Annotated in this window: 23 protein-coding genes; 15 read left to right on the forward strand and 8 right to left on the reverse strand. The window is 63.8% G+C overall.

What is annotated here, in order from left to right:
* Positions 1-87 precede the first annotated feature (87 nt).
* On the forward strand, positions 88-672 hold the full coding sequence (gene pth / locus ACZ0AJ_RS21840; protein ID WP_258837205.1) for an aminoacyl-tRNA hydrolase: 585 nt from the start codon (positions 88-90) through the stop codon (positions 670-672).
* 38 nt (positions 673-710) lie between these two features.
* Here the strand turns inward: pth and ACZ0AJ_RS21845 are convergent, their stop codons facing one another.
* Entirely contained in the window at positions 711-2,459 is a 1,749-nt protein-coding gene (locus ACZ0AJ_RS21845; RefSeq protein ID WP_499456474.1) for a DUF3857 domain-containing transglutaminase family protein, read from the reverse strand.
* A gap of 105 nt (positions 2,460-2,564) precedes the next feature.
* On the opposite strand from ACZ0AJ_RS21845, the gene ACZ0AJ_RS21850 reads away from it, so the two are divergent.
* The 4 genes from ACZ0AJ_RS21850 (at position 2,565) to ACZ0AJ_RS21865 (ending at position 7,154) form a co-directional block, all read left to right on the forward strand.
* The gene (locus ACZ0AJ_RS21850; protein ID WP_499456648.1) at positions 2,565-3,662 is read left to right on the forward strand and encodes a patatin-like phospholipase family protein; all 1,098 of its coding nucleotides are present in this window, start codon (positions 2,565-2,567) and stop codon (positions 3,660-3,662) included.
* A gap of 142 nt (positions 3,663-3,804) precedes the next feature.
* Positions 3,805-4,896 carry a redox-regulated ATPase YchF gene (gene ychF, locus ACZ0AJ_RS21855; RefSeq protein ID WP_499456475.1) on the forward strand — a complete coding sequence of 364 codons (1,092 nt, stop codon included), beginning with the start codon at positions 3,805-3,807 and terminating at the stop codon, positions 4,894-4,896.
* Positions 4,897-5,074: 178 nt separating this feature from the next.
* Entirely contained in the window at positions 5,075-5,920 is an 846-nt protein-coding gene (locus ACZ0AJ_RS21860; protein WP_499456476.1) for an MOSC domain-containing protein, read from the forward strand.
* Positions 5,921-6,035: 115 nt separating this feature from the next.
* Positions 6,036-7,154 (forward strand): DUF484 family protein, encoded by a 1,119-nt coding sequence (locus ACZ0AJ_RS21865; protein ID WP_499456477.1) that lies wholly within the window; start codon positions 6,036-6,038, stop codon positions 7,152-7,154.
* Positions 7,155-7,157: 3 nt separating this feature from the next.
* Here ACZ0AJ_RS21865 and ACZ0AJ_RS21870 read toward each other — a convergent pair whose 3' ends face one another.
* The gene (locus ACZ0AJ_RS21870; RefSeq protein WP_499456478.1) at positions 7,158-9,137 is read right to left on the reverse strand and encodes a monovalent cation:proton antiporter family protein; all 1,980 of its coding nucleotides are present in this window, start codon (positions 9,135-9,137) and stop codon (positions 7,158-7,160) included.
* A gap of 109 nt (positions 9,138-9,246) precedes the next feature.
* Between ACZ0AJ_RS21870 and ACZ0AJ_RS21875 the strand changes: the two genes are divergently transcribed.
* The 10 genes from ACZ0AJ_RS21875 (at position 9,247) to ACZ0AJ_RS21920 (ending at position 17,651) form a co-directional block, all read left to right on the forward strand.
* Positions 9,247-10,269: a KpsF/GutQ family sugar-phosphate isomerase gene (locus tag ACZ0AJ_RS21875; RefSeq protein WP_307732298.1), complete on the forward strand. Its 1,023-nt coding sequence runs from the start codon at positions 9,247-9,249 to the stop codon at positions 10,267-10,269.
* Entirely contained in the window at positions 10,269-10,820 is a 552-nt protein-coding gene (locus ACZ0AJ_RS21880; protein ID WP_499456479.1) for a KdsC family phosphatase, read from the forward strand. The genes ACZ0AJ_RS21875 and ACZ0AJ_RS21880 overlap by 1 nt, the downstream gene beginning before the upstream one ends.
* 5 nt (positions 10,821-10,825) lie before the next feature.
* The gene (lptC, locus tag ACZ0AJ_RS21885) at positions 10,826-11,431 is read left to right on the forward strand and encodes an LPS export ABC transporter periplasmic protein LptC (protein WP_499456480.1); all 606 of its coding nucleotides are present in this window, start codon (positions 10,826-10,828) and stop codon (positions 11,429-11,431) included.
* A 45-nt stretch (positions 11,432-11,476) separates the two neighbouring features.
* A complete protein-coding gene (lptA, locus tag ACZ0AJ_RS21890) occupies positions 11,477-12,025 on the forward strand; it encodes a lipopolysaccharide transport periplasmic protein LptA (protein WP_183554135.1) in 549 nt (182 codons plus the stop codon).
* A complete protein-coding gene (gene lptB, locus ACZ0AJ_RS21895; protein WP_183554134.1) occupies positions 12,022-12,777 on the forward strand; it encodes an LPS export ABC transporter ATP-binding protein in 756 nt (251 codons plus the stop codon). Before lptA ends, lptB begins: the two co-directional genes overlap by 4 nt.
* Positions 12,778-12,791: 14 nt before the next feature.
* Positions 12,792-14,279, forward strand: a complete 1,488-nt coding sequence (locus ACZ0AJ_RS21900; protein ID WP_499456481.1) for an RNA polymerase factor sigma-54 — start codon at positions 12,792-12,794, stop codon at positions 14,277-14,279.
* A gap of 74 nt (positions 14,280-14,353) precedes the next feature.
* Complete coding sequence (gene hpf / locus ACZ0AJ_RS21905; RefSeq protein WP_183554132.1) at positions 14,354-14,710, forward strand: ribosome hibernation-promoting factor, HPF/YfiA family; 357 nt, start codon at positions 14,354-14,356, stop codon at positions 14,708-14,710.
* 98 nt (positions 14,711-14,808) lie between these two features.
* Positions 14,809-15,885, forward strand: a complete 1,077-nt coding sequence (locus tag ACZ0AJ_RS21910) for an enoyl-CoA hydratase/isomerase family protein (protein WP_499456482.1) — start codon at positions 14,809-14,811, stop codon at positions 15,883-15,885.
* 85 nt (positions 15,886-15,970) lie between these two features.
* A complete protein-coding gene (locus ACZ0AJ_RS21915) occupies positions 15,971-17,041 on the forward strand; it encodes a DUF5694 domain-containing protein (protein WP_499456483.1) in 1,071 nt (356 codons plus the stop codon).
* A 37-nt stretch (positions 17,042-17,078) separates the two neighbouring features.
* On the forward strand, positions 17,079-17,651 hold the full coding sequence (locus ACZ0AJ_RS21920; RefSeq protein WP_499456484.1) for a hypothetical protein: 573 nt from the start codon (positions 17,079-17,081) through the stop codon (positions 17,649-17,651).
* 50 nt (positions 17,652-17,701) lie between these two features.
* On the opposite strand, the gene ACZ0AJ_RS21925 is transcribed toward ACZ0AJ_RS21920, so the two are convergent.
* The 6 genes from ACZ0AJ_RS21925 to queF all read right to left on the reverse strand — a co-directional run bounded on the left by ACZ0AJ_RS21925 (position 17,702) and on the right by queF (position 22,277).
* Entirely contained in the window at positions 17,702-18,466 is a 765-nt protein-coding gene (locus ACZ0AJ_RS21925; RefSeq protein WP_499456485.1) for an SDR family oxidoreductase, read from the reverse strand.
* Positions 18,467-18,639: 173 nt separating this feature from the next.
* On the reverse strand, positions 18,640-19,518 hold the full coding sequence (gene rapZ / locus ACZ0AJ_RS21930; RefSeq protein ID WP_499456486.1) for an RNase adapter RapZ: 879 nt from the start codon (positions 19,516-19,518) through the stop codon (positions 18,640-18,642).
* 59 nt (positions 19,519-19,577) lie between these two features.
* Positions 19,578-20,513, reverse strand: a complete 936-nt coding sequence (gene hprK / locus ACZ0AJ_RS21935) for an HPr(Ser) kinase/phosphatase (protein ID WP_183554122.1) — start codon at positions 20,511-20,513, stop codon at positions 19,578-19,580.
* A 65-nt stretch (positions 20,514-20,578) separates the two neighbouring features.
* A complete protein-coding gene (locus tag ACZ0AJ_RS21940; protein WP_183554119.1) occupies positions 20,579-21,061 on the reverse strand; it encodes a PTS sugar transporter subunit IIA in 483 nt (160 codons plus the stop codon).
* Positions 21,062-21,161: 100 nt separating this feature from the next.
* Positions 21,162-21,377, reverse strand: coding sequence for a hypothetical protein (locus tag ACZ0AJ_RS21945; RefSeq protein WP_499456487.1), 216 nt, complete (start codon positions 21,375-21,377; stop codon positions 21,162-21,164).
* A 63-nt stretch (positions 21,378-21,440) separates the two neighbouring features.
* A complete protein-coding gene (gene queF, locus ACZ0AJ_RS21950) occupies positions 21,441-22,277 on the reverse strand; it encodes an NADPH-dependent 7-cyano-7-deazaguanine reductase QueF (protein ID WP_499456488.1) in 837 nt (278 codons plus the stop codon).
* Between the last annotated feature and the right edge of the window lie 6 nt (positions 22,278-22,283).

Raw genomic sequence — 22,283 nt, forward strand, 5'->3', positions numbered from 1 at the left:
AAACCCGCCGCGGCTTGCCCGGCGGGTTTTTATTTTTTGATTTGCACGTTTCGGCGATAATCGCCTTTTCTCGACAGAATCTCACGCATGTCCATTCGACTGATCGTTGGCCTCGGCAATCCCGGCCCCGAGTACGAACAAACCCGCCACAACGCCGGCTTCTGGCTCGTGGACAATCTGGCCAATGGCTTGCCCGGCTGCCGTCTGCAGCGCGAATCGCGCTTCAATGCGCTGGTTGCCAAGACGTCGATTGCCGGCAACGATGTCTGGCTGCTCGAGCCGCAGACCTATATGAACCGCTCCGGGCAGTCGGTAGGCGGTCTGGCGCGTTTCTATAAAATCAATCCGGATGAAGTACTGGTCGTGCACGACGAACTCGATCTGCCGCCGGGCGTCGCCAAGCTCAAGAAGGGCGGTTCTTCAGGCGGGCACAACGGCCTGAAGGACATCACGGCGGCGCTGGGCACCCAGGATTACTGGCGCCTGCGCCTGGGCATCGGCCACCCGCGCACGATGAATTTGCAGCAGGTGGTGGCCGACTTTGTCCTGCACCGCCCCCGCCGTGAAGAGCAGAGCCTGATCGAAGAATCGATCGACAAGAGCCTGCACATCATTCCACTGGTCTGCGAAGGCAAGTTCGACACGGCCACGATGCGTTTGCATACCGCCTGACAGGCTGGTGCACGGCCAGCTTCAGCCGCGCTGCCGCTTCAGCCGCGCCTGAACACGACCTGCGAGCGCAAGTCGCGCAGCATGCGCTCGAGTGCGGGTCGCATGCGCCGGTAGTCGTCGGGCGTGCAGGTGGCCGCCGTGTGGCGGAACTTGAGCTGACGCTGCACCGTTACCAGCGCGCCGCGCTGCGCATAGCGCGAGTGGTAGGCAAAGTTGGCGTCGTCTACATGCACGGCGCGCGGCAGGGCCTGCACACGCGAGCGCGTCGGAAGATGAAAGCGTAGTTCGTCCTCGGCATTGATCGCCGGACACACGAAGTCCTGGTGTCGCTCGGGTTCCTGCGTGAACGCGAACACGGCCTCGCCCAGGCTACCCCTCAGATCGTAGGTCGTGGCCAGCCGCGCCGGGCCGGGCAGTTGCGTGAAACCGCTGCTGGCGCTGCGCAACGGTATTGCGACATCGCCGCCCGGGACGTCCCGGTACGGTTCTGCCAGGGCGCCGCTACCGGTGCGCGTGACCGTCAAGCGGCTGCTGCCATCGGGCTGGATGGTGAACTGCGTGAGCGTTCGGCTGTGCGCCTGCTGGAACACAGGGAGCATCGCGAATTCGCCCGAGCGCGTCAGCACCGCCGGCTTGCCGAGCAAGGCCGCCGGCAAGAAGCCGCCGGCCACGCTGTCTGCGGTCGAATCGAGATACAGCTGCAGCGACGGCACATAGACGATCGCGTGATTGAGCACGCCCAGCGTGGGCACGGCCGGCAACTGGTAGGCGTTCCCGTTGTTGACGAGGGCAACGGTGCTGTCGATGCCAGTGCTGGCCAGCAGGGCGACGAGCAGCGTTGCGTGGCCCTTGGCGTCGCCGTAGCGATTGGCCAGCACGCTTGCCGCCGCGTGCGGCACCACGCCGCCGTGGCCGAAGTGCATACCCACATAGCGCACGTTGCGGCGTACCCAATCGGATAACGCGATCGCACGCGCACGGGGCTCGACCACATTACCGGTCACGCGCGCTGCAAGCGCCGCCACCGTGTCGTCGGACACCGCGCGTGCGCCCATGCGAGCTTGATAGGCGCGGGCAAGGGCGGCGTAATCGGCGAAAGTGGAGACGGCGAGCCGCTTGCCGTAGTCAAGTTCGCTGACCGAGCCGGCCTCGATCCGGGCATTGTCGCCGTCGAGATAGCGCCAGGCGTAGCGCCGCTTGCCGGCTGCCGGCGCGGGCAGGTCGGCGGTGCTCGTCGGGGCGAACCCGGCGGCGTCGGCATGCAGCAGCATCGTGGCCGGCATGTCATAAACCAGCCGAAAGTCGCGCTGGCGCTGGAACCGGGCACTGGACAGGTCTTCGAAGTGGCCCGGAAACAGCGGCGTGTGGCGCTGCACGACATAGCGCATCGCCACCCGGTCGCCCACGTCGACATCGGGAAACACGACAATCTTCAGGCGTGTGTCCCGAAACATCGGAGAATCGACCGAAGCGGCTTGTTGCTGGTCGCGAATCTGGTGTGGCTGCACAGCGAGCCGGCGCCCGTCGGCCTTTTCGGTATGCGCCTCGACGGCGATGATGTCCTCGAGCACCTGGTTATAGTCGATCTCGTACCGGGCGTAGTCGTGCAGCGCATCGCGCTGGGCAATGGTTCTGGTGTGTTCGACCGTGAGCAGGTAGGCGCCACTGGGCTCGACCACAAAGTGCCGTACGTGGCTGTCGACGCCCGTATCACGCGCGCATGCCGGCTGCAGCCCGAGTAATGGCCACAGAAGCAGACACAGCATGACGACAAAGCGCAGCATCATGGCAATCTCCGATACACGACCGACCCATGGTACGGGGCGCCGTCCGTGCAGGCTTGATGTCGCGCAAGCGGCTGCTGTCAGCCCGACTTCTGCGATAATTTCATGATGAGAGCGCTCACCTTCCAGGCCGGCCCCCTTGCCATGGCCCAGATCGCCGCGCATGGCTTGCGCGCGCAGGACATTGCCATCGTGCCGGCTGCGGCGGGCGGCCCCAAGGGCCTGATCTTCGCCTCGCTCGATGCGTGGCTGTTCGGCGAGTGGTTGCCCACGGCGCCGCGCGAACGGACCCTGATCGGCGCCTCCATCGGCGCCTGGCGCATGGCCGCCGCGTGCCAGAAGGATCCGGCAAAGGCGTTTGCCCGCCTGGCCGAACTCTACACAGGTCAGCGCTACACGCGCCTGAAACCCAGTGCGCAAGAGATCGACGATGTCGTGCAAGCCCTGCTGGCCGAACTGGTAAGCGGGCACGAAGACGACATCATCGGACATCCCCATCACCGCCTGCACATCCTGGCCGACCGTGGCCTGCGTTCGCTCGCCGCGCCGGTCGGCCGCCACGCCGAACTGCGCGGCTTCGCCTCGGCCGCGCTGCACAATGCCGGCTCACGGGCATGGCTGGGGCGCTTGATGGAGAGGGTGGTCATCCATGATGCGCGCAGCCAGGCGCCATGGTTGCACGAGCCGTTCGACCGTTTCACGACGCATTTTTCGGCACTGACGCGCGCCAATCTGGCCTCTGGCCTGCTGGCCTCGGGCACGCTGCCCTTGATCATGAAAGCGGTGACGGACATCGCCGAGACGCCCCCCGGCAGCTACTGGGATGGCGGCATCATCGACTACCACCTGGCCTTGCCGTATGCGCGCGCGGCCGGCGCGGACAAGAGTGAACTGGTGCTGTATCCGCATTTCACCGATCACATCGTGCCAGGCTGGCTCGACAAGAGCATGCCGTGGCGGCGCGCCGCGCGCGGTCCCAACCGCAGCTGGCTGCAGAATGTGCTGCTGGTAACGCCGTCCGCAGAATTCCTGCGCTCGCTGCCGCGCGGCAAATTGCCGGACCGGACCGACTTCACGTCATTCGGCCTCGACCACGACGAGCGCATCCGCGTCTGGCGCCGCGCGATCGGGGAGGGCGAGCGCCTGCGCGATGAGCTGGCCGAATTCGCGCTGCGGCCCGACCTGGCGCGCGTCCAGCCAATCTAGCTTGTCATTGGGGCAACCACGAGCGTTGCAGCACGGGGGCGGTGCGCCTTTTTTTTCAGCAGAAAAGCCGGTCCGGGTTACAATGCAGGGTTTAGAGCGGTTCATTGATCGCTCGCTTTTTACCGAATCAGAAAGAGTTCTCATGACCCTCAAATGCGGCATCGTCGGCCTGCCAAACGTCGGCAAGTCCACCCTGTTCAACGCGCTGACCAAGGCCGGCATTCCGGCTGAAAATTATCCGTTCTGCACCATCGAACCGAACGTCGGCGTCGTCGAAGTGCCGGATCCACGCATGGATGCGTTATCCAGCATCGTCAAGCCTGAGCGCATGGTCAACGCCATCGTCGAATTCGTCGACATCGCCGGCCTGGTCGCCGGTGCATCGAAGGGCGAGGGCCTGGGCAACCAGTTCCTGTCGCACATCCGCGAAACCGACGCCATCATCAACGTCGTGCGCTGCTTCCAGGACGATAACGTGATCCACGTGGCTGGCAAGGTCAGCCCGCTGGACGACATCGAAGTCATCCAGACCGAGCTGGCGCTGGCCGACATGACCGCCGTCGAAAAAGCGATCCACCGCGAAGGCAAGAAAGCGCGTTCGGGCGACAAGGATGCCGCCAAGCTGGTCGCTGTCTGCGAACGCCTGATGCCGCATCTGGACCAGGGCAAACCAGTGCGCACGCTGGGTCTGGACGCCGACGAAATGGAAATGATCAAGACGCTGCACCTGATCACGGCCAAGCCGGCAATGTTCGTGGCCAACGTGTCCGACACTGGCTTCACCAACAACCCGCTGCTGGACCTGCTGACCGCGTACGCCAAGGAGCAGAACGCCCCGATCGTCGCCATCAGCGCCGCGATCGAGTCCGAAATCGCCGAAATGGACGATGCCGACAAGGCCGACTTCCTGTCCGACCTGGGCATGGAAGAGCCAGGCCTGGACCGCCTGATCCGCGCCGCCTACAAGCTGCTCGGCCTGCAGACTTACTTCACCGCCGGTGTGAAGGAAGTGCGCGCCTGGACCATCCACGTGGGCGACACCGCGCCACAGGCGGCCGGCGTGATCCACACCGACTTCGAACGCGGCTTCATCCGCGCGCAGACGATCGCGTATGACGACTTTTTGGCCTACAAGGGCGAGGCCGGCGCGAAAGAAGCGGGCAAGATGCGCGCTGAAGGCAAGGAATATGTTGTCAAGGATGGCGATGTGTTGAACTTCTTGTTCAACGTCTGATCCGCGTCCGGGATAACCGGCGCGCTACGAAAGTAGGGTGGACGGCTATGCCGTCCACGCGTTCAAACCAACATCGCTCCGTGGTATGGCGAAGCAGGTTGAACGCGTGGGCGGGAAACCCGCCCACCCTACGACATTGGCCCACTGGGCCTTTTTTTACGCCGCCCGAGCAGACCACATGGCCACCCTCACCGAACTCGTCATCTACCCGATCAAATCCTGCGCCGGCCTGTCCGTCCCTGAAGCCCGTCTTGCCCTCGACGGCCTCTCGGCCAACGGCGTGCACGACCGCGAATGGATGCTCGTCACGTCCGACGGCCTGTTCCTGACCCAGCGCGAAGTACCGCGCATGGCCACGGTCACGCCGCGCATCGACGCCACAGCGCTGATTGTCAACGCCCCCGGCATGCCACCCCTGCACCTGCCACTGGCGCACGACGCTGCCGCACCCACTGTCGAAGTGCTGCTCTGGGAAGACCGCATCCCCGCCGCCGATTGCGGCGACGCGGCCGCCAGCTGGTTCACCACCGCCCTCAAAGCCCCATGCCGCCTGGTGCGTTTTCGCCCCGACGTCCACCGCCCGACCAGCACTAAATGGACACAAGGCGTCCCGGCCGCCACGCGCTTTTCGGACGGCTATCCAATCCTGCTGATCGGCCAGGCCTCGCTCGACGACATCAACGAAAAACTCGCGCAGGCCGGCCGCGCCAAGCTGCCCATGAACCGCTTCCGCCCGAACGTCGTCGTCGATGGCATCGGCGCGTTCGAGGAAGATTTCGTGGCTGCCTTCCACGGCGACGGAATGACGCTGCGCCCCGTCAAGCCCTGCGCGCGCTGCCCGATTCCGGCGGTTGATCAGGCCACCGGCATTCCCGGCCCCGATCCGCTCGACATCCTGCAAGCCTGGCGCGCCAACCCGCGCATGGACGGCGCCGTCACGGTGGGCATGAACGTGATCGTGCAGGAGGGCATTGGCCAGACGCTGCGCGTCGGCCAGACATTGAACGCCGAGCTGGCTTTCTAGCTCAAGCGCGCCACTGTCGCAAAATCGCCTAACCGCCTGCGTGATCAGGCGGTTTTTCGTATCCAAGCCCAAGAGGATGGCGTAATGTTACGGTTATTGCTGAAAGGAATTCTTCATGCACGAGCCGAGCGTGTCGTCGCGGGAACTGATGGCGGAAAACGAGACCTTGCGCGCACGCATGGCCTATCTGCTCGAACAGGCCGAGCGCAATCACGAGATCATGTGCCGCCACCAGGCGTTCGACCTGCAGATCGTCGGCGCCAGCAGTTTCCCGGACCTGGTCGGCACAATCTTCAGCACGCTGCCCGTGATCTCGGACCTCGATATCGTCACGCTGTCGCTGATCGACCAGAACGCCGATATCTACACGGTCATGCACCGCCTCGGGGTCGATTTCGAAACGCTGCCCAATTTGATGTTCTGCGAGCACGCGGTCGAGCTTGGCTTTGACATGGCACCGGAGCGCCAGCCGCGGCCTATCCTGGGCCCCTATGCGCCGGGCCGGCACCGCGCGATGTTCCCGCAGCCACCGGCCGATCTGCGCAGCGTGGCGCTGGTACCGCTGCTGCGCAACAAGCGCCTGATCGGCAGCCTGAACCTGGGCAGCGTGGACGCAAGCAGGTTCACGCCGGCGCTGGGCACCGATTTCGTCGAGCACATGGGCTCGATCATCGCGATCTGCCTCGAGAACGTGATCAGCAACGAGATGCTCAAGTACATCGGCCTGACCGATTCGCTCACCGGCGCCTACAACCGGCGCTACATGGACCGGCGCCTGGCCGAAGAAATCGCGCGCGCGCGGCGTCAGGGCTACCGCCTGTCCTGCATGTACATCGACATCGACCACTTCAAGCGCGTCAACGACACGGTCGGCCACCAGGGCGGGGACGATGTGCTGCGTGAGGTGTGCACCCGCATCAAGGCCGAACTGCGGATGTCCGATACGCTGTGCCGCTTCGGCGGCGAGGAGTTTGTCGTCGTGCTGATCGACGCCGACCTGGAAAACGCCAGCATCGTCGCCAACCGCATCCGCACGAGCGTGGCCGGCTTGCCGGTGGACCTGAGCACGGGCGAGCAGGTGAGCGTGACGGTGTCGATCGGCGTGGCGGCGCTGACCGATTTCGAGCGCGATCACGCTATCGAAGGCGTCGCGCAGGAGCTGATCGCATCGGCCGACGCGGCGCTGTACCAGGCCAAGGCCGCGGGCCGCAACCAGGTCGTCACGGCCGCCTGATGGCTACAGCAGCCGCTCCTCGGCGCGGCTGACCGCTTCGCTGTCCCCGCGCAGCACCACGACGTCACCCGCCGCCAGCAGCACGGCCGGACCGGGCGCGATGTTCTGACCGCCGCGCCGCAAGGCGGTGACCTCCACCGCCACGTCCTGCAACTGCAACGCGCCCAGCGACAGACCGATTGCGCCGGCCTGCGCGTGCAGGCGCACCGAATGCAGCTTCACCTGGCCATGTTCGAGGTCCGCACCGCTGTCGTCCGCGCCGTGGAAGTAGCCGCGCAGCGTGGCGTAGCGGCCCTTGCGCGCGGCCTGCACGCGGTGCACCACGCGGCGCAGCGGCACGCCCAGTGTGACCAGCGCGTGCGAGGCGAGCATCAGGCTGCTCTCGAGCGCTTCGGGCACCACCTCGGTCGCGCCGGCCGCCTTGAGCACGTCCATGTCGCCGTCGTCGTGGCTGCGCACGATCACGGGCAGGGCGGGCGCCAGTTCGTGCACCAGATGCAGCACCTTCAGTGCCTGGCGCGTGTCGGCGAACGTGATCACGAGCGCGCTGGCGCGGTGTACGCCGGCTGCGATCAGGCTTTCGCGGCGCGCCGCATCGCCGTACGAGACCGACGCGCCGGCCGCCTGCGCTTTCTGCACCCGCTCCGGATCCAGGTCGAGTGCGTACCACGGCAAGGCTTCTTCTTTCAGCAGCGTGGCCAGGCTCTGGCCGCTGCGCCCGAAGCCGGCGATGATCACGTGCTTCTGCGTGGTCATGGTGCGCGTGGCCAGTTGGGTCAGTTGCAGCGACTGCATCATCCACTCGTTGGCCGCGACTTTCATCACGATCCGGTCCATGTAGCCGATGATGAAGGGTGCCAGCAGCATCGACAGTACCATCGAGGCCAGCACCAGCTGCATCACGAACGGGTCGATCAGCTTCGAGCCGGATGCATGGCTGAGCAGCACGAAGCTGAACTCACCGGCCTGCGCCAGCGCGAGACCCGTGCGCAGCGCGGTGCCCAGCGGCGCGCCGAATGCGCGCGCCATCAGCACGATCAGGCCGGCCTTGAGCAGCACCACGAGCGCCAGCAGCAGCGTGACCTGCCACCAGTACTGGCTCACCAGGCGCAGGTCGAGCAGCATGCCGATCGTGATGAAGAACAGGCCAAGCAGCACGTCGCGAAACGGCTTGATGTCTTCTTCCACCTGGTGCTTGTAGGGCGTCTCGGAGATCAGCATGCCGGCGACAAAAGCGCCGAGCGCCAGCGACAGGCCGGCCTGCTCGGTGATCCAGGCCGAACCCAGTGTGACGAGCAGCAGGTTGAGCATGAACAGCTCCTGCGAGCGGCGCTTGGCCACGATCGTGAACCACCGCCCCATCAGCTTCTGGCCAAAGAACAGCAGCAGCGCCAGCACCAGGCCTGCCTTGAGCGCGGCCAGGCCCAGCGTGATGGCCATGTCTTCCGGATCGTGCGCCAGCGCCGGGATCATGATCAACAGCGGCACCACCGCCAGGTCCTGGAACAGCAGGATGCCGATGATGCGCCGCCCATGTTCGCTCTCGAGTTCGAGGCGCTCGGTAAGCAGCTTGACGACAATCGCCGTGGACGACATGGCCAGCGCCCCGCCCAGTGCGAACGCGGCCTGCCAGGCCAGCGTCAGGTGGGGCATCAGGTAGGCCGCCAGCAGGCCGATGCCCATGGCTGCGGCGACCGTCGACACGACCTGGCCGAGCCCCAGTCCGAACACGATGCGCCGCATCGAGCGCAGCTGGCCGAGCGAGAATTCGAGCCCGATCGAAAACATCAAAAAGACGATGCCGAATTCGCCCAGCGCGTGGGTGGTGGGGCTGTCTTCGGCCAGGGCCAGGGCGTGGGGGCCGATCAGGACGCCGACGGCCAGGTAGCCGAGCATCGGCGGCAGCTGCAGGGTACGAAAGGCCACCACGCCGAGGACGGCGCAGCCAAGCAGCAACAGGGTAAGTTCGAGACCAGAATGCATGGGGTGAAGCGGGCGATGGTTGTGGTGGCGATGCGCCGTGTGGCGTGCTTGTCATCGAATGTTACGACTGGCAAGTTTTTTGCTTTCGCAATTCGTTTATACTTCTGGAATGAGTGTAACTGATGACCAAATAATGCTGAAAAGTTTTGACGAAACCCTGGCGCAGCGCGTGCTGGAACTGGGTCGCCAGACGCTTGCCATCGAGGCCGATGCCATCGTTGCATTGCACGCGCGCCTGGGCGACGACAGCAGCTTCGTCGACGCCGCGCAGCTGATCTACGCAGGCACCGGCCGCGTGGTCGTCTCGGGCATGGGCAAGTCGGGGCACATCGGCCGCAAGATCGCCGCTACGCTGTCGTCCACCGGTACGCCGGCGTTCTTCATGCACCCGGGCGAAGCGGCGCACGGCGACCTGGGGATGGTCACCGCGAATGACATCCTGATCGCCATTTCCAATTCGGGCGAATCGTCCGAACTGCTCGACATCCTGCCGGCCGTGAAGCGCCTGGGCGCGCGCGTGATCGCCATGACCGGCAAGCCGGCCTCGCGCCTGGCCAAGCTGGCCGATGTCCACCTGAACATCGCAGTGGCGAAAGAAGCCTGCACGCTCAACCTGGCGCCGACCACCAGCACCACCGTCACGCTGGCCATGGGCGATGCGCTGGCCGTGGCGCTGCTCGACGTGCGGGGTTTTCGCGAGCAGGATTTCGCGCTGTCGCATCCGGGCGGCGCGCTGGGCCGGCGCCTGCTCACGCACGTGCGCGACGTGATGCGCACCGGTGACGCCATTCCGTCGGTGGGCCTGGATGTCCCGCTGGTCAAGGCGCTGCTCGAGATCAGCCAGAAGGGCATGGGCATGACCGCCGTGGTCGACGCCGATGGCCGTCCGCTGGGCGTGTTCACCGACGGCGACTTGCGTCGCGTGATCGAGCGCATGCACGATTTTTCGAACGTGCTGATTCGCGATGTCATGCACGCCAATCCGCGCAGCGTGCGCCCCGAGCAGCTGGCGGTCGACGCGGTCGCCGTGATGGAAGAATTCCGCATCAACCAGATGCTCGTGATCGATGAGGCGGGCCAGCTGGTCGGCGCGCTGCACATCCACGACCTGACCCGCGCAAAGGTAATCTGATGACTACTCCCGCAGTAACTACGCCTGCATTGGCCCACATCGAGCGCGCCGCGCGCATCAAGGTCATGATCTTCGACGTCGACGGTGTACTCACCGACGGCAGCCTGACCTACGGCCCCGATGGCGAAGTCACCAAGACCTTCAATGTGCTCGACGGCTTGGGCATCCAGATGCTGAATAAATCCGGTGTGCAGACCGCGATCATCAGCGCGCGCCTGTCGCCGATCGTCGTGCGGCGCGCTGCCGACCTGGGCATCTCGCATGTCTACCAGGGCAACCACGACAAGCGCATCGGCTTTGCCAATCTGCTCGAGGCCACCGGCTTTACCGCCGACCAATGCGGCTACATCGGCGACGACGTGATCGACCTGCCGCTGTTCGCGCGCGTCGGCTTTGCCGTTGCCGTACCGTCCGGCCACCCGGACGTGCAGCACCGCGCGCATTACGTGACCAAGAACGGTGGTGGGCGTGGCGCGGTGCGCGAGATCTGCGACCTCGTCATGCGCGCGCAGGGCACCTACGACCAGGCGCTCGCGCCATATTTCGCCTGAGCGCCATGGCCACGATCGCCTCCAACAAACGCACCGCGCATCGCTGGAATCTGCTGGCGATGATCGTGATCGGCGTGTTCTTCGCCTTCGGCAGCTTCTGGCTGCTGCAGCTGATGCAGGCGACCGACATCGACGCGCAGCTGGGCGGCCCGCCCGACGAACCGGATTACATCGTCGAAAATTTCTCGTTCGTCCGCATGACGCCCAACGGCCAGCCAAGCTACGTGGTGTCGGGCAAGCGCCTGGCCCATATCCCGCTGGGCGATGTGTCGAACGTCGAGCAGCCGCTGATGCGCGGCGTCGAGCCGGGCCGTCCGCCGATGACGGTGGTGGCCAGGAACGCGCGTATCTTCCACGAAGAACACCGCGTCGAACTGTTCGGCGACGTCGATCTGCAGCGCCCGAAAACGCCCGCCAGCGAAGCGCTGCGCGTGCGCACGCAGGCCATCACCGTATTGCCCGACGAAGAAATCGTCAAGACCGACCAGCCGATCGACATGGAGCTTGGCGCGTCCAGCCTCAAGGCCACCGGCATGATGGCCAACAACGCGACCATGCAGATGCAATTGTCCGGCCGCGGCCGTATCGTCTATCCGCCACGCCAGCGCTGAAGGCCATCAGCCATGCGCGCGTGCTAACCCAGGACCAGCACCATCATGAAAAAACTCTTTGCTGCCGCTTTCTTGTCACTCCTTTCCTTGACCGCCATGGCCGAAAAGGCCGACTCGCTCAAGCAGGCGGCGCTTGAATACGATAATGGCGACCTCGATGGCGTCGCAGGCGTTCGTACCTTCACCGGCAACGTGATCCTGACCCGCGGCACGCTGCTGGTCAAGGCCGAACGCGCCGTCGTCAGGGAAACGCCCGAAGGCTATATGAGCGTGACGCTCACCGCCGCCAACGGCAAGCCCGCCACGTTCCGCCAGAAGCGCGACGGCGGCCCGAACCTGTGGGTCGAGGGCCAGGCCGAACGCATCGAATACGATGAGCGTTCGGAGCTGGTGCGCCTGTACTCGAACGCCGTCGTCAAGGAACTCGAAAACGAACGGATGACCAACCAGATGACCGGTCCGTTCATCTCGTACGACAACCGCAAGGAAGTCGTCGCCGTGCGCAATGACGCCAGCGGCGAGAGCAAGGTTGGCGGCGGACGCGGTACGCTGATCCTGGCGCCCAAGCGTGCGCCGGCCGGAGGCACGCAATGACGGAACTGAACGATCGCAGCACACTGGTCGTCAAGGGCCTGCAGAAAAGCTATGGCAAGCGCCTGGTCGTGCGCGATGTGTCGCTCGACGTCGAATGCGGCGAAGTAGTAGGTTTGCTGGGCCCGAACGGCGCCGGCAAGACCACTTCGTTCTACATGATCGTCGGCCTGGTGCCGTCGGACGCCGGCTCGATCAGCATCAACGGCACCGACATCACCAGCCTGCCGATCCATCGCCGCGCGGTGCTCGGCCTGTCGTACCTGCCGCAGGAAGCGTCGGTGTTTCGCAAGCTGACGGTGGAAGAAAACATCCGCGCCGTGCTCGAACTGCAGAAGGTCAACGGCAAGTCGCTGACCAAAACCGAGATCAGCGACCGCCTCGATACCTTGCTGGCCGACCTGCAGATCGAGAAGCTGCGCGAGAACCCGGCGCTGTCGCTGTCGGGCGGTGAGCGGCGCCGCGTGGAGATCGCGCGCGCACTGGCCACCAACCCGCGCTTCGTGCTGCTCGATGAACCGTTTGCCGGCGTCGATCCGATCGCCGTGATCGAGATCCAGCGCATCGTGCGCTTCCTCAAGGAGCGCAAGATCGGCGTCCTGATCACCGACCACAATGTCCGCGAGACGCTTGGCATCTGCGACCGCGCCTACATCATCAATCAGGGCGCGGTGCTTGCATCCGGCCGCCCCGACGATATCATCGCCGACGAGTCGGTACGGCGCGTGTACCTCGGTGAACATTTCCGCATGTAAGCCATACTCAATTGATGAAACAGTCCCTTCAGCTCCGCACTTCGCAGCACCTGGCGCTCACGCCACAGCTGCAGCAATCGATCCGGTTGCTGCAGCTGTCGACGCTCGAACTGCATCAGGAGATCGAGCAGATACTGGGCGATAACCCGCTGCTCGAAAGGCTCGACGATCCGCTCGATCATTCGGTGCGCTTGCTGGGCGATGGGGCGATCAACAATGCGCCGGCACAGGGCGAGGCGCCGCCGGCGCCGGGCCAGCAGGCCGAAGGCGAGGGTAGCGCGCCGGCCGAGGGCGAGGGCGCTGAAGGCGGCGCGATCGATGGCGACCGGCCCGACACCGACTGGAGCGAAGGCAGCGGCGCATCCTCTGGCAGCAGTAGCAGCAGCGACGACGAAGACGGCCGCCCGCAGCTGGAGGCGTGCGCCATCACGCTGCGCGAACACCTGATGGAACAGGTGCGCGAAACGCTGCTGTCCACCCGCGACCGCGCACTGGCCGAACTGGTGATCGACGCGCTGGACGACAACGGCTACCTGGAAGAACCGCTCGACGACATCCACGCGCGGCTGCCCGAAGAACTCGAGGTCGATCTCGACGAACTGCGCTGCGCGCTGGCGATGGTGCAGAGCATGGACCCGGTGGGCGTGGGCGCGCGCAGCGCGGCCGAATGCCTGGCGCTGCAGATCCGGCGCATGCCGGGCGTGCCGATGGTCACGCGCCGCATGGCCCTGAAGATCGTCGAAGGCTACCTGACCTGGTTCGCGCAGCGCGAATACAGCAAGCTGAAAAAAGCGCTCGATTGCGACGACGAAGACCTGCGCGAAGTGCAGGCCGTGGTCCGCCAGTGCAATCCGCATCCGGGCGCCGCGTTCGCGTCGAACGTGTCGGATTACGTGGTGCCGGACGTGATCGTGCGGCGCGCCAAGAACGGCTGGGCGGTCACGCTGAACCAGGACGTGATGCCGCGCCTGCGCGTCAACAGCCTGTACGCGACCATGCTCAAGCAGGGCCGCAGCGAGAGCCAGATGGGCGCGCAGATGCAAGAGGCGAAGTGGCTCATCAAGAATATGCGCCAGCGTTTCGACACGATCCTGCGTGTGGCCGAGGCGATTGTCGAGCGCCAGCGCAACTTTTTCAGCCACGGCGCGGTTGCCATGCGGCCCCTTGTTTTGCGCGAGATAGCTGATACACTAGGTCTGCACGAGAGCACCATCTCTCGTGTCACAACCCAGAAATACATGCTGACCCCGCACGGCATGTTCGAGTTGAAGTATTTCTTCGGTAGCCACGTTGCCACCGAAGCGGGAGGCGAAGCATCCTCAACGGCAATCCGTGCGCTCATCGCACAATTGACAGGAGCAGAAGACCCTAAGAATCCATTATCCGACAGCAAGATCGCGGAAATGCTCGGGGAACAAGGCATGGTCATTGCGCGCAGGACGGTCGCAAAATACCGTGAAGCGCTCAAGATCCCCCCCGTCAGTCTCCGCAAAGCCTTGTAACAACGCCGCTCATACAGTCTGTGCCTTCAGCTCCTGTGTGGTGCAAGCGACGTGACATCTTCAAAGGAGTGTGTATGAACCTCACCATCAGTGGTCACCATCTCGAAGTAACCCCTGCCATCCGTGAATACGTTCAGAATAAGCTGGAACGCATTATTCGCCATTTCGATCAAGTCATAGATACCCACGTCTTCCTGGCCGTCGATAACCTCACTGAAAAAGAAAAAAGGCAAAAAGCTGAAATCAATGTCCAGGTGTCGGGCAAGACCCTGCACGTGGCGAGCGTCGCACAAGACCTGTATGCCGCGATCGACATGTTGATGGATAAACTGGATCGACAAATTCTGAAGCACAAGCAGATGCTCAAAGACCATAACCGCACAGCGATCAAACGCCTGGACGTCGACGAAGCAGACGTCGCTGCCGCCTGATCGAGCGCAGGTCACCACCGCCAGGGGCGTCTTTTCGGGACGCCCTTTTTGCATCCCGCTGCCGGTAAAATACGTGTTTCCTTTCGATGGATCACGCCATGTCCGAACACGTCCTGACCCGCATCGCCAACCGCACCGGCATCATCACCCTCGACCGTCCCAAGGCGCTCAATTCGCTGTCGCTGGACATGGTGCGCGCGCTGACCGCGATCCTGCTCGACTGGCAGCTTGACGCTGCGGTCGATGCGGTCGTGATCACCAGCAGCAGCGAAAAAGCGCTGTGCGCGGGCGGCGATATCCGCTTCTTCCACGACGTCGGCAACGCCTCGCCGCAAGGCGGCAGCGCACTGCTCGAGGATTTCTTCACCGAAGAATACGCGCTGAATCACCTGATCCATTTTTATCCGAAACCGTACATCGCGCTGATGGATGGCGTGGTCATGGGCGGCGGCATGGGCATCGCGCAGGGCGGGCCCGATTGCGGCCTGCGCATCGTCACCGAGCGCACGAAGATGGCAATGCCAGAGGTGAATATCGGCTTGTTCCCCGATGTCGGCGGCAGCCATTTCCTGTCGCACGCGCCGGGGCAGTTGGGAATGTTCCTGGGCTTGACCGGCCTGACGATCGGCGCGGCCGACGCGCTGTACGTGGGCCTGGCCGACGTGGTCGTACCGGGCACCGATCTGGCGGCATTGCACGCGCTGATTGAGGTGACGCCGGGCGCGGATCTGCCGGCGGCGATCCGCGCATTCGCCAGCCAGCATGCCGGCGAGAGTGAATTGCAGGCCAACCGCACGCGCATCGATGCGCACTTTGGCGCGGACTCGGTGGCGGCGATCATGGCATCGCTCGAGGGTGAAGACACGCCATTCGCGCAGAAGGCATTGAATGCAATGCGTCAGCGCTCGCCGTTGATGATGTGCGTGACGCGCGAGCTGCTGCTGCGCGGCGCGTCACTCGATGTCGCTGACTGTCTGCGCCTGGAGCGCTCGCTCGTGCGCCGCAACTTCGAACATGGTGAGGTACTCGAAGGCGTGCGCGCGCTCGTCATCGACAAGGACAATGCGCCGCAATGGAATCCGCCGTCGCTCGACCTCGTGACCGACGCGATGGTGGCGCACTTCTTCGCGCCGGTGTGGCCGGCGCATGCGCACCCGCTGCGCCATCTCGCGTAAGCCTCTACGTGCATATCCGTTTGCGCGTGACTTTTCGCGCAGGCGGTGCAAACATCGTGGCTTCATGAACCGATGAGGACCCCCGATGCGTATGACCGCCTTGCTGCTATCGATGACCTTGTGCGGCAGCGCCGCGGCCCAGGCCTGGCAGCCTGACTTCAATGCGAGCGCATTCAAGGGGCCGGCCTCCGGGCCTGCCAATGAGGTGCTGGTATTGGGCTCGCCCCATCTGTCGCAGTTGCCGAAAACCTTCCAGGCCGCCAGCCTGACGTTGTTGAACGAGCGCCTGGCCGCATGGAAGCCGCAGGCGATCGCGATCGAGGCGGTATCCGGGCCGCAGTGCGACTTCATGCGACGCTACCCGGCACGCTACAAGGACTCGATCGATTCCTATTGTTGGGATCCCGCACCGGCACGGCTGGCCACGGGGCTGGATGTCGCGGCGGCGACCGAGGCTGCCGACGCCTTGCTGGCTGCCTGGCCTGACGCGCCGACCCCGGCGCAGCGCCGGCATCTGGCGGCGCTGTTCTTTGCTGGCGGCGAGGAGGCATCGGCCCTGGTGCAGTGGCTGCGCCTGCCCGAGGCCGAGCGCCGTGCCGGCGACGGCCTGGACGCTGCACTGGTCGGCGTACTCGTGAAGCTGGAAACCAGGCGCGACGAAAGCCTGATGATCGGTGCGCGCCTGGCCGTCCGGCTTGGCCTTGAACGCCTGTATGCGATGGACGACCACACCGCCGATAGCGCGACGGGAGACGAGAAGGCGTTTGGCGATGCGCTGATGAAAGCGTGGGACAACCCGGCCACGAAGCAGCGCACGGCGGTGGACAAGGCGCAGGAGGGCTTGCTTGCCAGTGCCGAAGGCGTGCTGGCGATGTACCGCGCCGACAATGCACCTGGCCAGGCGGCTTTGGTCTACCGCAGCGACTTCGGCGCGGCGCTCAACGAGCCGTCAGTGCAGCGCTTCGGCCGCCAGTACGTGGGTTACTGGGAAACGCGCAACCTGCGCATGGCGGCCAATATCCGGGGCGTGCTGGGCATGCGGCCCGGTCAGCGCATGCTGGTCATCGTCGGCGCGTCGCACAAGGGGTATCTGGAATCGTATCTGCACCAGATGCATGATGTGCGGATCGTGGATGCGGCACCGGTGCTGAAATAATGTGGCGGTCGCAGTACGTTAAAAGCAGAGCCAGTCAATGAAAATAGTCAGACTATTCCTGTTGTTGTCGATGGTCGCGAGCAGCAAGCTGCAGGCAGCTGATGGCACTATGCAAACGGTCAAGGCTGTCGTGCAGGAGCAAACACTGGCGATGTATTCGTATCCGACCAGGCTGGGCGAGCTGAAGTTCGTTGCCGCTGATGGCAAACCCGGCGCGGATGCACGCACGATCACGCTGAGTGGCAAGCCGCTCTTGGCGATCAAGGACGAGAAGGATGCCCAGGGTAGTGCGCTGTCGCTGATGATCGAAGACTTGAAGCCAGGTTCGACAGAGTACGAAGCGAAGATCGCCGGCCAGGCCGACCGGCCGAAAATCCGCCGCATGGTGGTGTTGCTGGGGCCCGTGGCGAACTGCGTCAAGCAATTCATCATTCTCGACTTTACCGGGAGAGACGCGTTCGTGTCAGAACGCTTCGGCCATAACCCCGGCGCTACCGCCTGCCTTGCATTCAAGCGTGCCAGATGGGGCAAGAAGGAATCGGAAATTACCCTCGGCGGGCCGCTGACCTACGTGTACTACACCGGTGGGAAGGTGATCGGTCCGATCTGACACGACTGCGGCATTCATCAGAGATATTGGTGTCACTGGCATTTCTTCTATTACGTGCGGTTGATCGACACGCCACCATCCACCAACAGCGTCGAGCCAGTGCTGAAGCTGGAGGCATCAGAAGCAATATAAAGTGCCGAGCGGGCGATTTCCTCCGGTAGTGCAATACGTTTGAGGGCGTGCAAGCCTTTTACAAAAGCCAGTGCCTCAGGTGTATTGGCGGTCGCTCGACCCATCGGTGTATCGGTTCCCCCGGGGAGTAAAGCATTGGCGCGAATACCGTGCATGCCATATTCGACGGCGATGACTTGCATCAGACCGATCAGTCCTGCTTTACTGGCAGCGTACGCCCCCATTCCTGGAAAACCCACCGTGCTTCCGACGAATGTCGACGTGAAAATGATCGAACCACCGCCTCGTTTTATCATTGCGGGCAGCTGGTACTTCGCACCAAGAAAAGAACCCGTCAAATTTGTACCGAGCGTAGCTTGCCAGGTGTCAGCCGATATATCCGCTACTGGGGTGGCGTCCCCTGTCGTACCCGCGTTGTTGAAAGCAATGTCGAGCCCGCCAAAGTGGCTTTCTGCCATTTCAACCAATGAGCGCGCAAGGTTCTCGTCCCTGATGTCCCCGGCAATGGCAACTGCCTCACCTCCATGGCGCTCGATGTCCGCGACCAGTTTGGCAAGTTCACCCTGGCGGCGAGCAGTGACGACCAGCTTCGCACCTTCGCTTGCGAATAGCTTGGCCGTTTCGTAGCCAATGCCTGAACTTGCGCCAGTGACGATTGCTACTTTTCCTGATAACTGCAGCATTGTGACTCCTTCAAACGTGTGCGGAGATTCACAGCCTAACCAGCTAACGGGTGACGATCTACTCAGTTATTGCTTTCAAATAATTCGATGATGCGAGCGCTGGTCGTCCACAAACGGAGAAGGTACCAGACCGCGGCAGCGCAGATTCACCGACGCCTGGTTCTGACGTCGAACTAGGCGGCCCGATGCTTCGGCTGCTCGCGATGCCTGACAATCACGCGCTCGGTCGCGCCGAAGTGCGCGCCCAGGTGTTCGGCCATGTACACCGACCGATGCTGTCCACCCGTGCAGCCGATCGCCACCGTCAGATAGCTGCGGTTGTCGGTCTTGAACGATGGCAGCCACTTGGCGACGAAGCCCTGAATGTCGGAAAGCATTTCGACCGCGCTCGGTTGCGCGTCGAGGAAGGCGATCACGGGCGCATCCTTGCCGGTGAGCGGGCGCAGCGCCAGGTCGTAGTAGGGATTCGGGATCGCGCGCACATCGAACACGAAGTCGGCGTCGAGCGGCACGCCGACCTTGAAGGCGAATGACTCAAAGAACAGCGTCAGCGGCGCATGGTCGATCTCGGCAAGTTCCTTGATCCAGCCGCGCAGCTTGTTCGACGACAGCTCGGACGTGTCGATCACGTGGCCCAGGTTCTCGATCGATGACAGGCGCTCACGTTCTTCGGCAATGCACTCGATCAGGGTACGGCGCGATGCCGGGTTTTCGCCCGGACGCAGTTCGTGCGACAGCGGATGGCTGCGGCGCGTCTCGGAAAAACGCGCCACGAGCGAATGGGTGCTTGCGGTCAGGAATATGACCTTGACCGAGTGACCGTCCTCGCGCAGGCGCCGCACGCTCACGGGCAGTTCGGCCAGCGATTCGGCGCTGCGGGCGTCGACCGCGACGGCGATCTTGCCGCCGCCGCTTTCACTGACGGTATTGACGAGGGCCGTCAGCAGGGCCGGCGGCAGGTTGTCGACGCAGTAGTAACCGGCGTCTTCCAGGACATTCAGGGCCACGGATTTACCCGAGCCGGAAATTCCGGTGATGAGGACGATGTGCATAGGGGCGATGATACCGCAAGCGCCGGTCAGCCGTACACCCGCGGGCCGCGGGCACCGGGTCAGTCGGCGCTCATGGCCTGGCGCTGGCGTTCCATGAATTCCTGCAGCGTGTCGATGCCGCGCAGTTGCAGGATCGTGTTGCGCACGGCCGCTTCGAGCAGCACGGCGATGTTGCGGCCGGCCGCCACCGGGATGACAACCTTGCGGATCGGCAGGCCCAGCACGTCTTCGGTTGGGAAATGGAAGGGCAGGCGCTCGACTTCTTCGTCCAGTGCGCCGCGCTTGACCAGGTGGACGATGAGCTTCAGCCGCATCTTGCGGCGCACCGCCGTCTCGCCGAAGATCGCCTTGATGTCCAGCAGGCCCAGGCCGCGCACCTCGAGCAGGTTTTGCAGCAGGGGCGGGCAGCGGCCCTCGATCATGTTCGGCGCGATGCGCGAGAATTCCACCGCATCGTCGGCCACCAGGCCGTGTGAACGCGAAATCAGTTCCAGGCCCAGTTCGCTCTTGCCCAGGCCCGACTCACCGGTGATCAAGACGCCCACACCCAGCACGTCCATGAACACGCCATGCATGATCACGCGCTGGGCCAGCTTCTTGGACAGGTACACGCGCAGGAAGTCGATCACCTGCGCCGCCGGCAGCGGCGTGGAAAACAGCGGGATGTTCTGCTCGTCGCAGATCGCGAGGATGTCGGGCGGGGTTTCCAGCCCCTGCGCGATGATCAGCGCCGGCGGTCCGCCGCCGATCAGTTCGCCAATCACGTGGGTGCGCGAATTGGCTTTCAGGCGGTGGTAGTAATTGAGTTCCTGGTGCCCGAAGACCTGGATGCGGCCCGGGTGGATCAGGTTCAGGTGGCCGACCTGGTCGGCGGCCGACGCGGCATCGCCGGCGATCTGGCGTTCGCCGCCGGGAAAGCCCGCAAACCAGCCGAGCTGCAGGCTGTCGCGGTTATCGTCGTACAGCCGTTGAATGGTCAGCGGGGACTGCAGCATGGGCATCGTCTTCGTCACAAAAAAAGGCGCGCGACATCATTGCCGCGCGTGCAGTGACGTGAAGTTTAACCCAGAGCTTGCAGGCTGGGTTGCCAGTTGATAATGCGCTCGTGGACAGCCTTCGGGTCGGCGTCAGTTGCCAGCGCAGTGCGGATGGCTTCGTCCGAGAACAGCTCGGCGATTTCCGACAGGATCTCGAGGTGCTGCTGCGTGACGTGGTCCGGAATCAGCAGGAAGAACAGCAGGCTCACCGGCTGGCCATCGGGCGATTCGAACGGAATCGGCTCCTTCAGGCGCACGAACGCAGCCAGGGGTGCCTTCAGGCTCTTGCTGCCCTTGATGCGGCCATGCGGCACGGCCACGCCATGGCCGAGGCCAGTGGAGCCGAGACGCTCGCGTGCGAACAGGTTGTCGGACACAATCGAACGGGCAATACCGCAATTGTTCTCGAAGATCAGGCCGGCTTGCTCGAAGGCGCGCTTTTTGCTCGACACTTCGATGTCGAGCTGGACGTTTTCGAGCGAGAGGATTTTGCTTAAATTGGTCATAGCATGGGGTGCGTGGCACAAGTGCGCAGCACAAGTGGCGTGCTTGCGAGCACGGATTATAGGCCTGTTTTCTGCCCGGTACACTCGAAAATCGCGAGCGTCAGGCCAGGTGGCGGGATGGTCGCACGATACCCGTCGAAACAGGGCCGCAGCGGCGTTGATTCATGTTAACGCCACCACGCAATTTTTTTAATAAATCGCAGAACACGGCGAGTAAATACATGCTTGCGTTGAGATTGGCCGATTTTTGCACATGATCTGCTGAAAAAACAAGCAGTGTCAGCAGCGCGTCATGCCTGTGCTTACTGACAGCCACGGCGCACGGCTGTCGCCAAAAACGTACATGCGTGCGAGTCGCATCCTGTCAGAAACGCGATATTTACTGGCGCGCGCCACGCAGATTTGGCGGTTTGCCGGTGGAGAAGTTGGCGCGCCACGGGTTGATATCCAGGCCGCCGCGCCGGGTGTAGCGGGCGTACACGGCCAGTTTGGTCGGCTTGCACTGGCGCAGTACATCCATGAAGATGCGCTCGACACACTGCTCGTGAAACTCGTTGTGTTCACGGAAGCCGATCAGGTACTTCAGCAAGCCTTCCTGGTCGATCTGCGGGCCGACATAGCGGATCTGCACCGTGCCCCAGTCTGGCTGGCCCGTGACCAGACAGTTCGACTTGAGCAGGTGCGACACCAGCGTTTCTTCGACTTGCCCGTTCTCGTCGTCTGCGCCCAGCAGTTCCGGGGACGGCGAATAGCCGTCGATCTCAACATCCAGGCGGTCCAGCAGCACGCCGTCGAGTTCGCCCATCTTGATCGCACCGAACGCTTCCGGGCTGGTCAGCGTGACGTGGACCGGCGCACCGAAGCCGTCCGACAGATCGTCGCGCAGCAGGGCCAGCAGGGCGTCCGGACCGGCCAGGCGGGTCTGGTTGAACGAGTTCAGGTACAGCTTGAACGATTTCGACTCGACGATGTTCGGCGAATCGGCCGGTACCGTAATCGTCGCAATCGCCACCTGCGGCTTGCCGCGCATGTTCAGCCACGACAGTTCGTAGGCATTCCAGATGTCGACACCGAAGAACGGCATGGTGCCGGCATCCGCGAACAGGCCGAGCTCATCGCGCTTTTGCTGGCGCGCGATCGGGAACAGCAGCTCGGGCGTGTACTGGCTCTGGTAGGCGGAGGATTTGCCGAGGGGCGATTGGTCAGGTGTATTCATGGAGAT

Source organism: Telluria sp. AC161 (genome assembly GCF_979258535.1).

Coding starts and splice junctions, on each gene's coding strand:
- pth (WP_258837205.1), top strand. CDS start 88: ATGTCCATTCGACTGATCGTTGGCCTCGGCAATCCCGGCCCCGAGTAC.
- ACZ0AJ_RS21845 (WP_499456474.1), bottom strand. CDS start 2,459: ATGATGCTGCGCTTTGTCGTCATGCTGTGTCTGCTTCTGTGGCCATTA.
- ACZ0AJ_RS21850 (WP_499456648.1), top strand. CDS start 2,565: ATGAGAGCGCTCACCTTCCAGGCCGGCCCCCTTGCCATGGCCCAGATC.
- ychF (WP_499456475.1), top strand. CDS start 3,805: ATGACCCTCAAATGCGGCATCGTCGGCCTGCCAAACGTCGGCAAGTCC.
- ACZ0AJ_RS21860 (WP_499456476.1), top strand. CDS start 5,075: ATGGCCACCCTCACCGAACTCGTCATCTACCCGATCAAATCCTGCGCC.
- ACZ0AJ_RS21865 (WP_499456477.1), top strand. CDS start 6,036: ATGCACGAGCCGAGCGTGTCGTCGCGGGAACTGATGGCGGAAAACGAG.
- ACZ0AJ_RS21870 (WP_499456478.1), bottom strand. CDS start 9,137: ATGCATTCTGGTCTCGAACTTACCCTGTTGCTGCTTGGCTGCGCCGTC.
- ACZ0AJ_RS21875 (WP_307732298.1), top strand. CDS start 9,247: ATGAGTGTAACTGATGACCAAATAATGCTGAAAAGTTTTGACGAAACC.
- ACZ0AJ_RS21880 (WP_499456479.1), top strand. CDS start 10,269: ATGACTACTCCCGCAGTAACTACGCCTGCATTGGCCCACATCGAGCGC.
- lptC (WP_499456480.1), top strand. CDS start 10,826: ATGGCCACGATCGCCTCCAACAAACGCACCGCGCATCGCTGGAATCTG.
- lptA (WP_183554135.1), top strand. CDS start 11,477: ATGAAAAAACTCTTTGCTGCCGCTTTCTTGTCACTCCTTTCCTTGACC.
- lptB (WP_183554134.1), top strand. CDS start 12,022: ATGACGGAACTGAACGATCGCAGCACACTGGTCGTCAAGGGCCTGCAG.
- ACZ0AJ_RS21900 (WP_499456481.1), top strand. CDS start 12,792: ATGAAACAGTCCCTTCAGCTCCGCACTTCGCAGCACCTGGCGCTCACG.
- hpf (WP_183554132.1), top strand. CDS start 14,354: ATGAACCTCACCATCAGTGGTCACCATCTCGAAGTAACCCCTGCCATC.
- ACZ0AJ_RS21910 (WP_499456482.1), top strand. CDS start 14,809: ATGTCCGAACACGTCCTGACCCGCATCGCCAACCGCACCGGCATCATC.
- ACZ0AJ_RS21915 (WP_499456483.1), top strand. CDS start 15,971: ATGCGTATGACCGCCTTGCTGCTATCGATGACCTTGTGCGGCAGCGCC.
- ACZ0AJ_RS21920 (WP_499456484.1), top strand. CDS start 17,079: ATGAAAATAGTCAGACTATTCCTGTTGTTGTCGATGGTCGCGAGCAGC.
- ACZ0AJ_RS21925 (WP_499456485.1), bottom strand. CDS start 18,466: ATGCTGCAGTTATCAGGAAAAGTAGCAATCGTCACTGGCGCAAGTTCA.
- rapZ (WP_499456486.1), bottom strand. CDS start 19,518: ATGCACATCGTCCTCATCACCGGAATTTCCGGCTCGGGTAAATCCGTG.
- hprK (WP_183554122.1), bottom strand. CDS start 20,513: ATGCTGCAGTCCCCGCTGACCATTCAACGGCTGTACGACGATAACCGC.
- ACZ0AJ_RS21940 (WP_183554119.1), bottom strand. CDS start 21,061: ATGACCAATTTAAGCAAAATCCTCTCGCTCGAAAACGTCCAGCTCGAC.
- queF (WP_499456488.1), bottom strand. CDS start 22,277: ATGAATACACCTGACCAATCGCCCCTCGGCAAATCCTCCGCCTACCAG.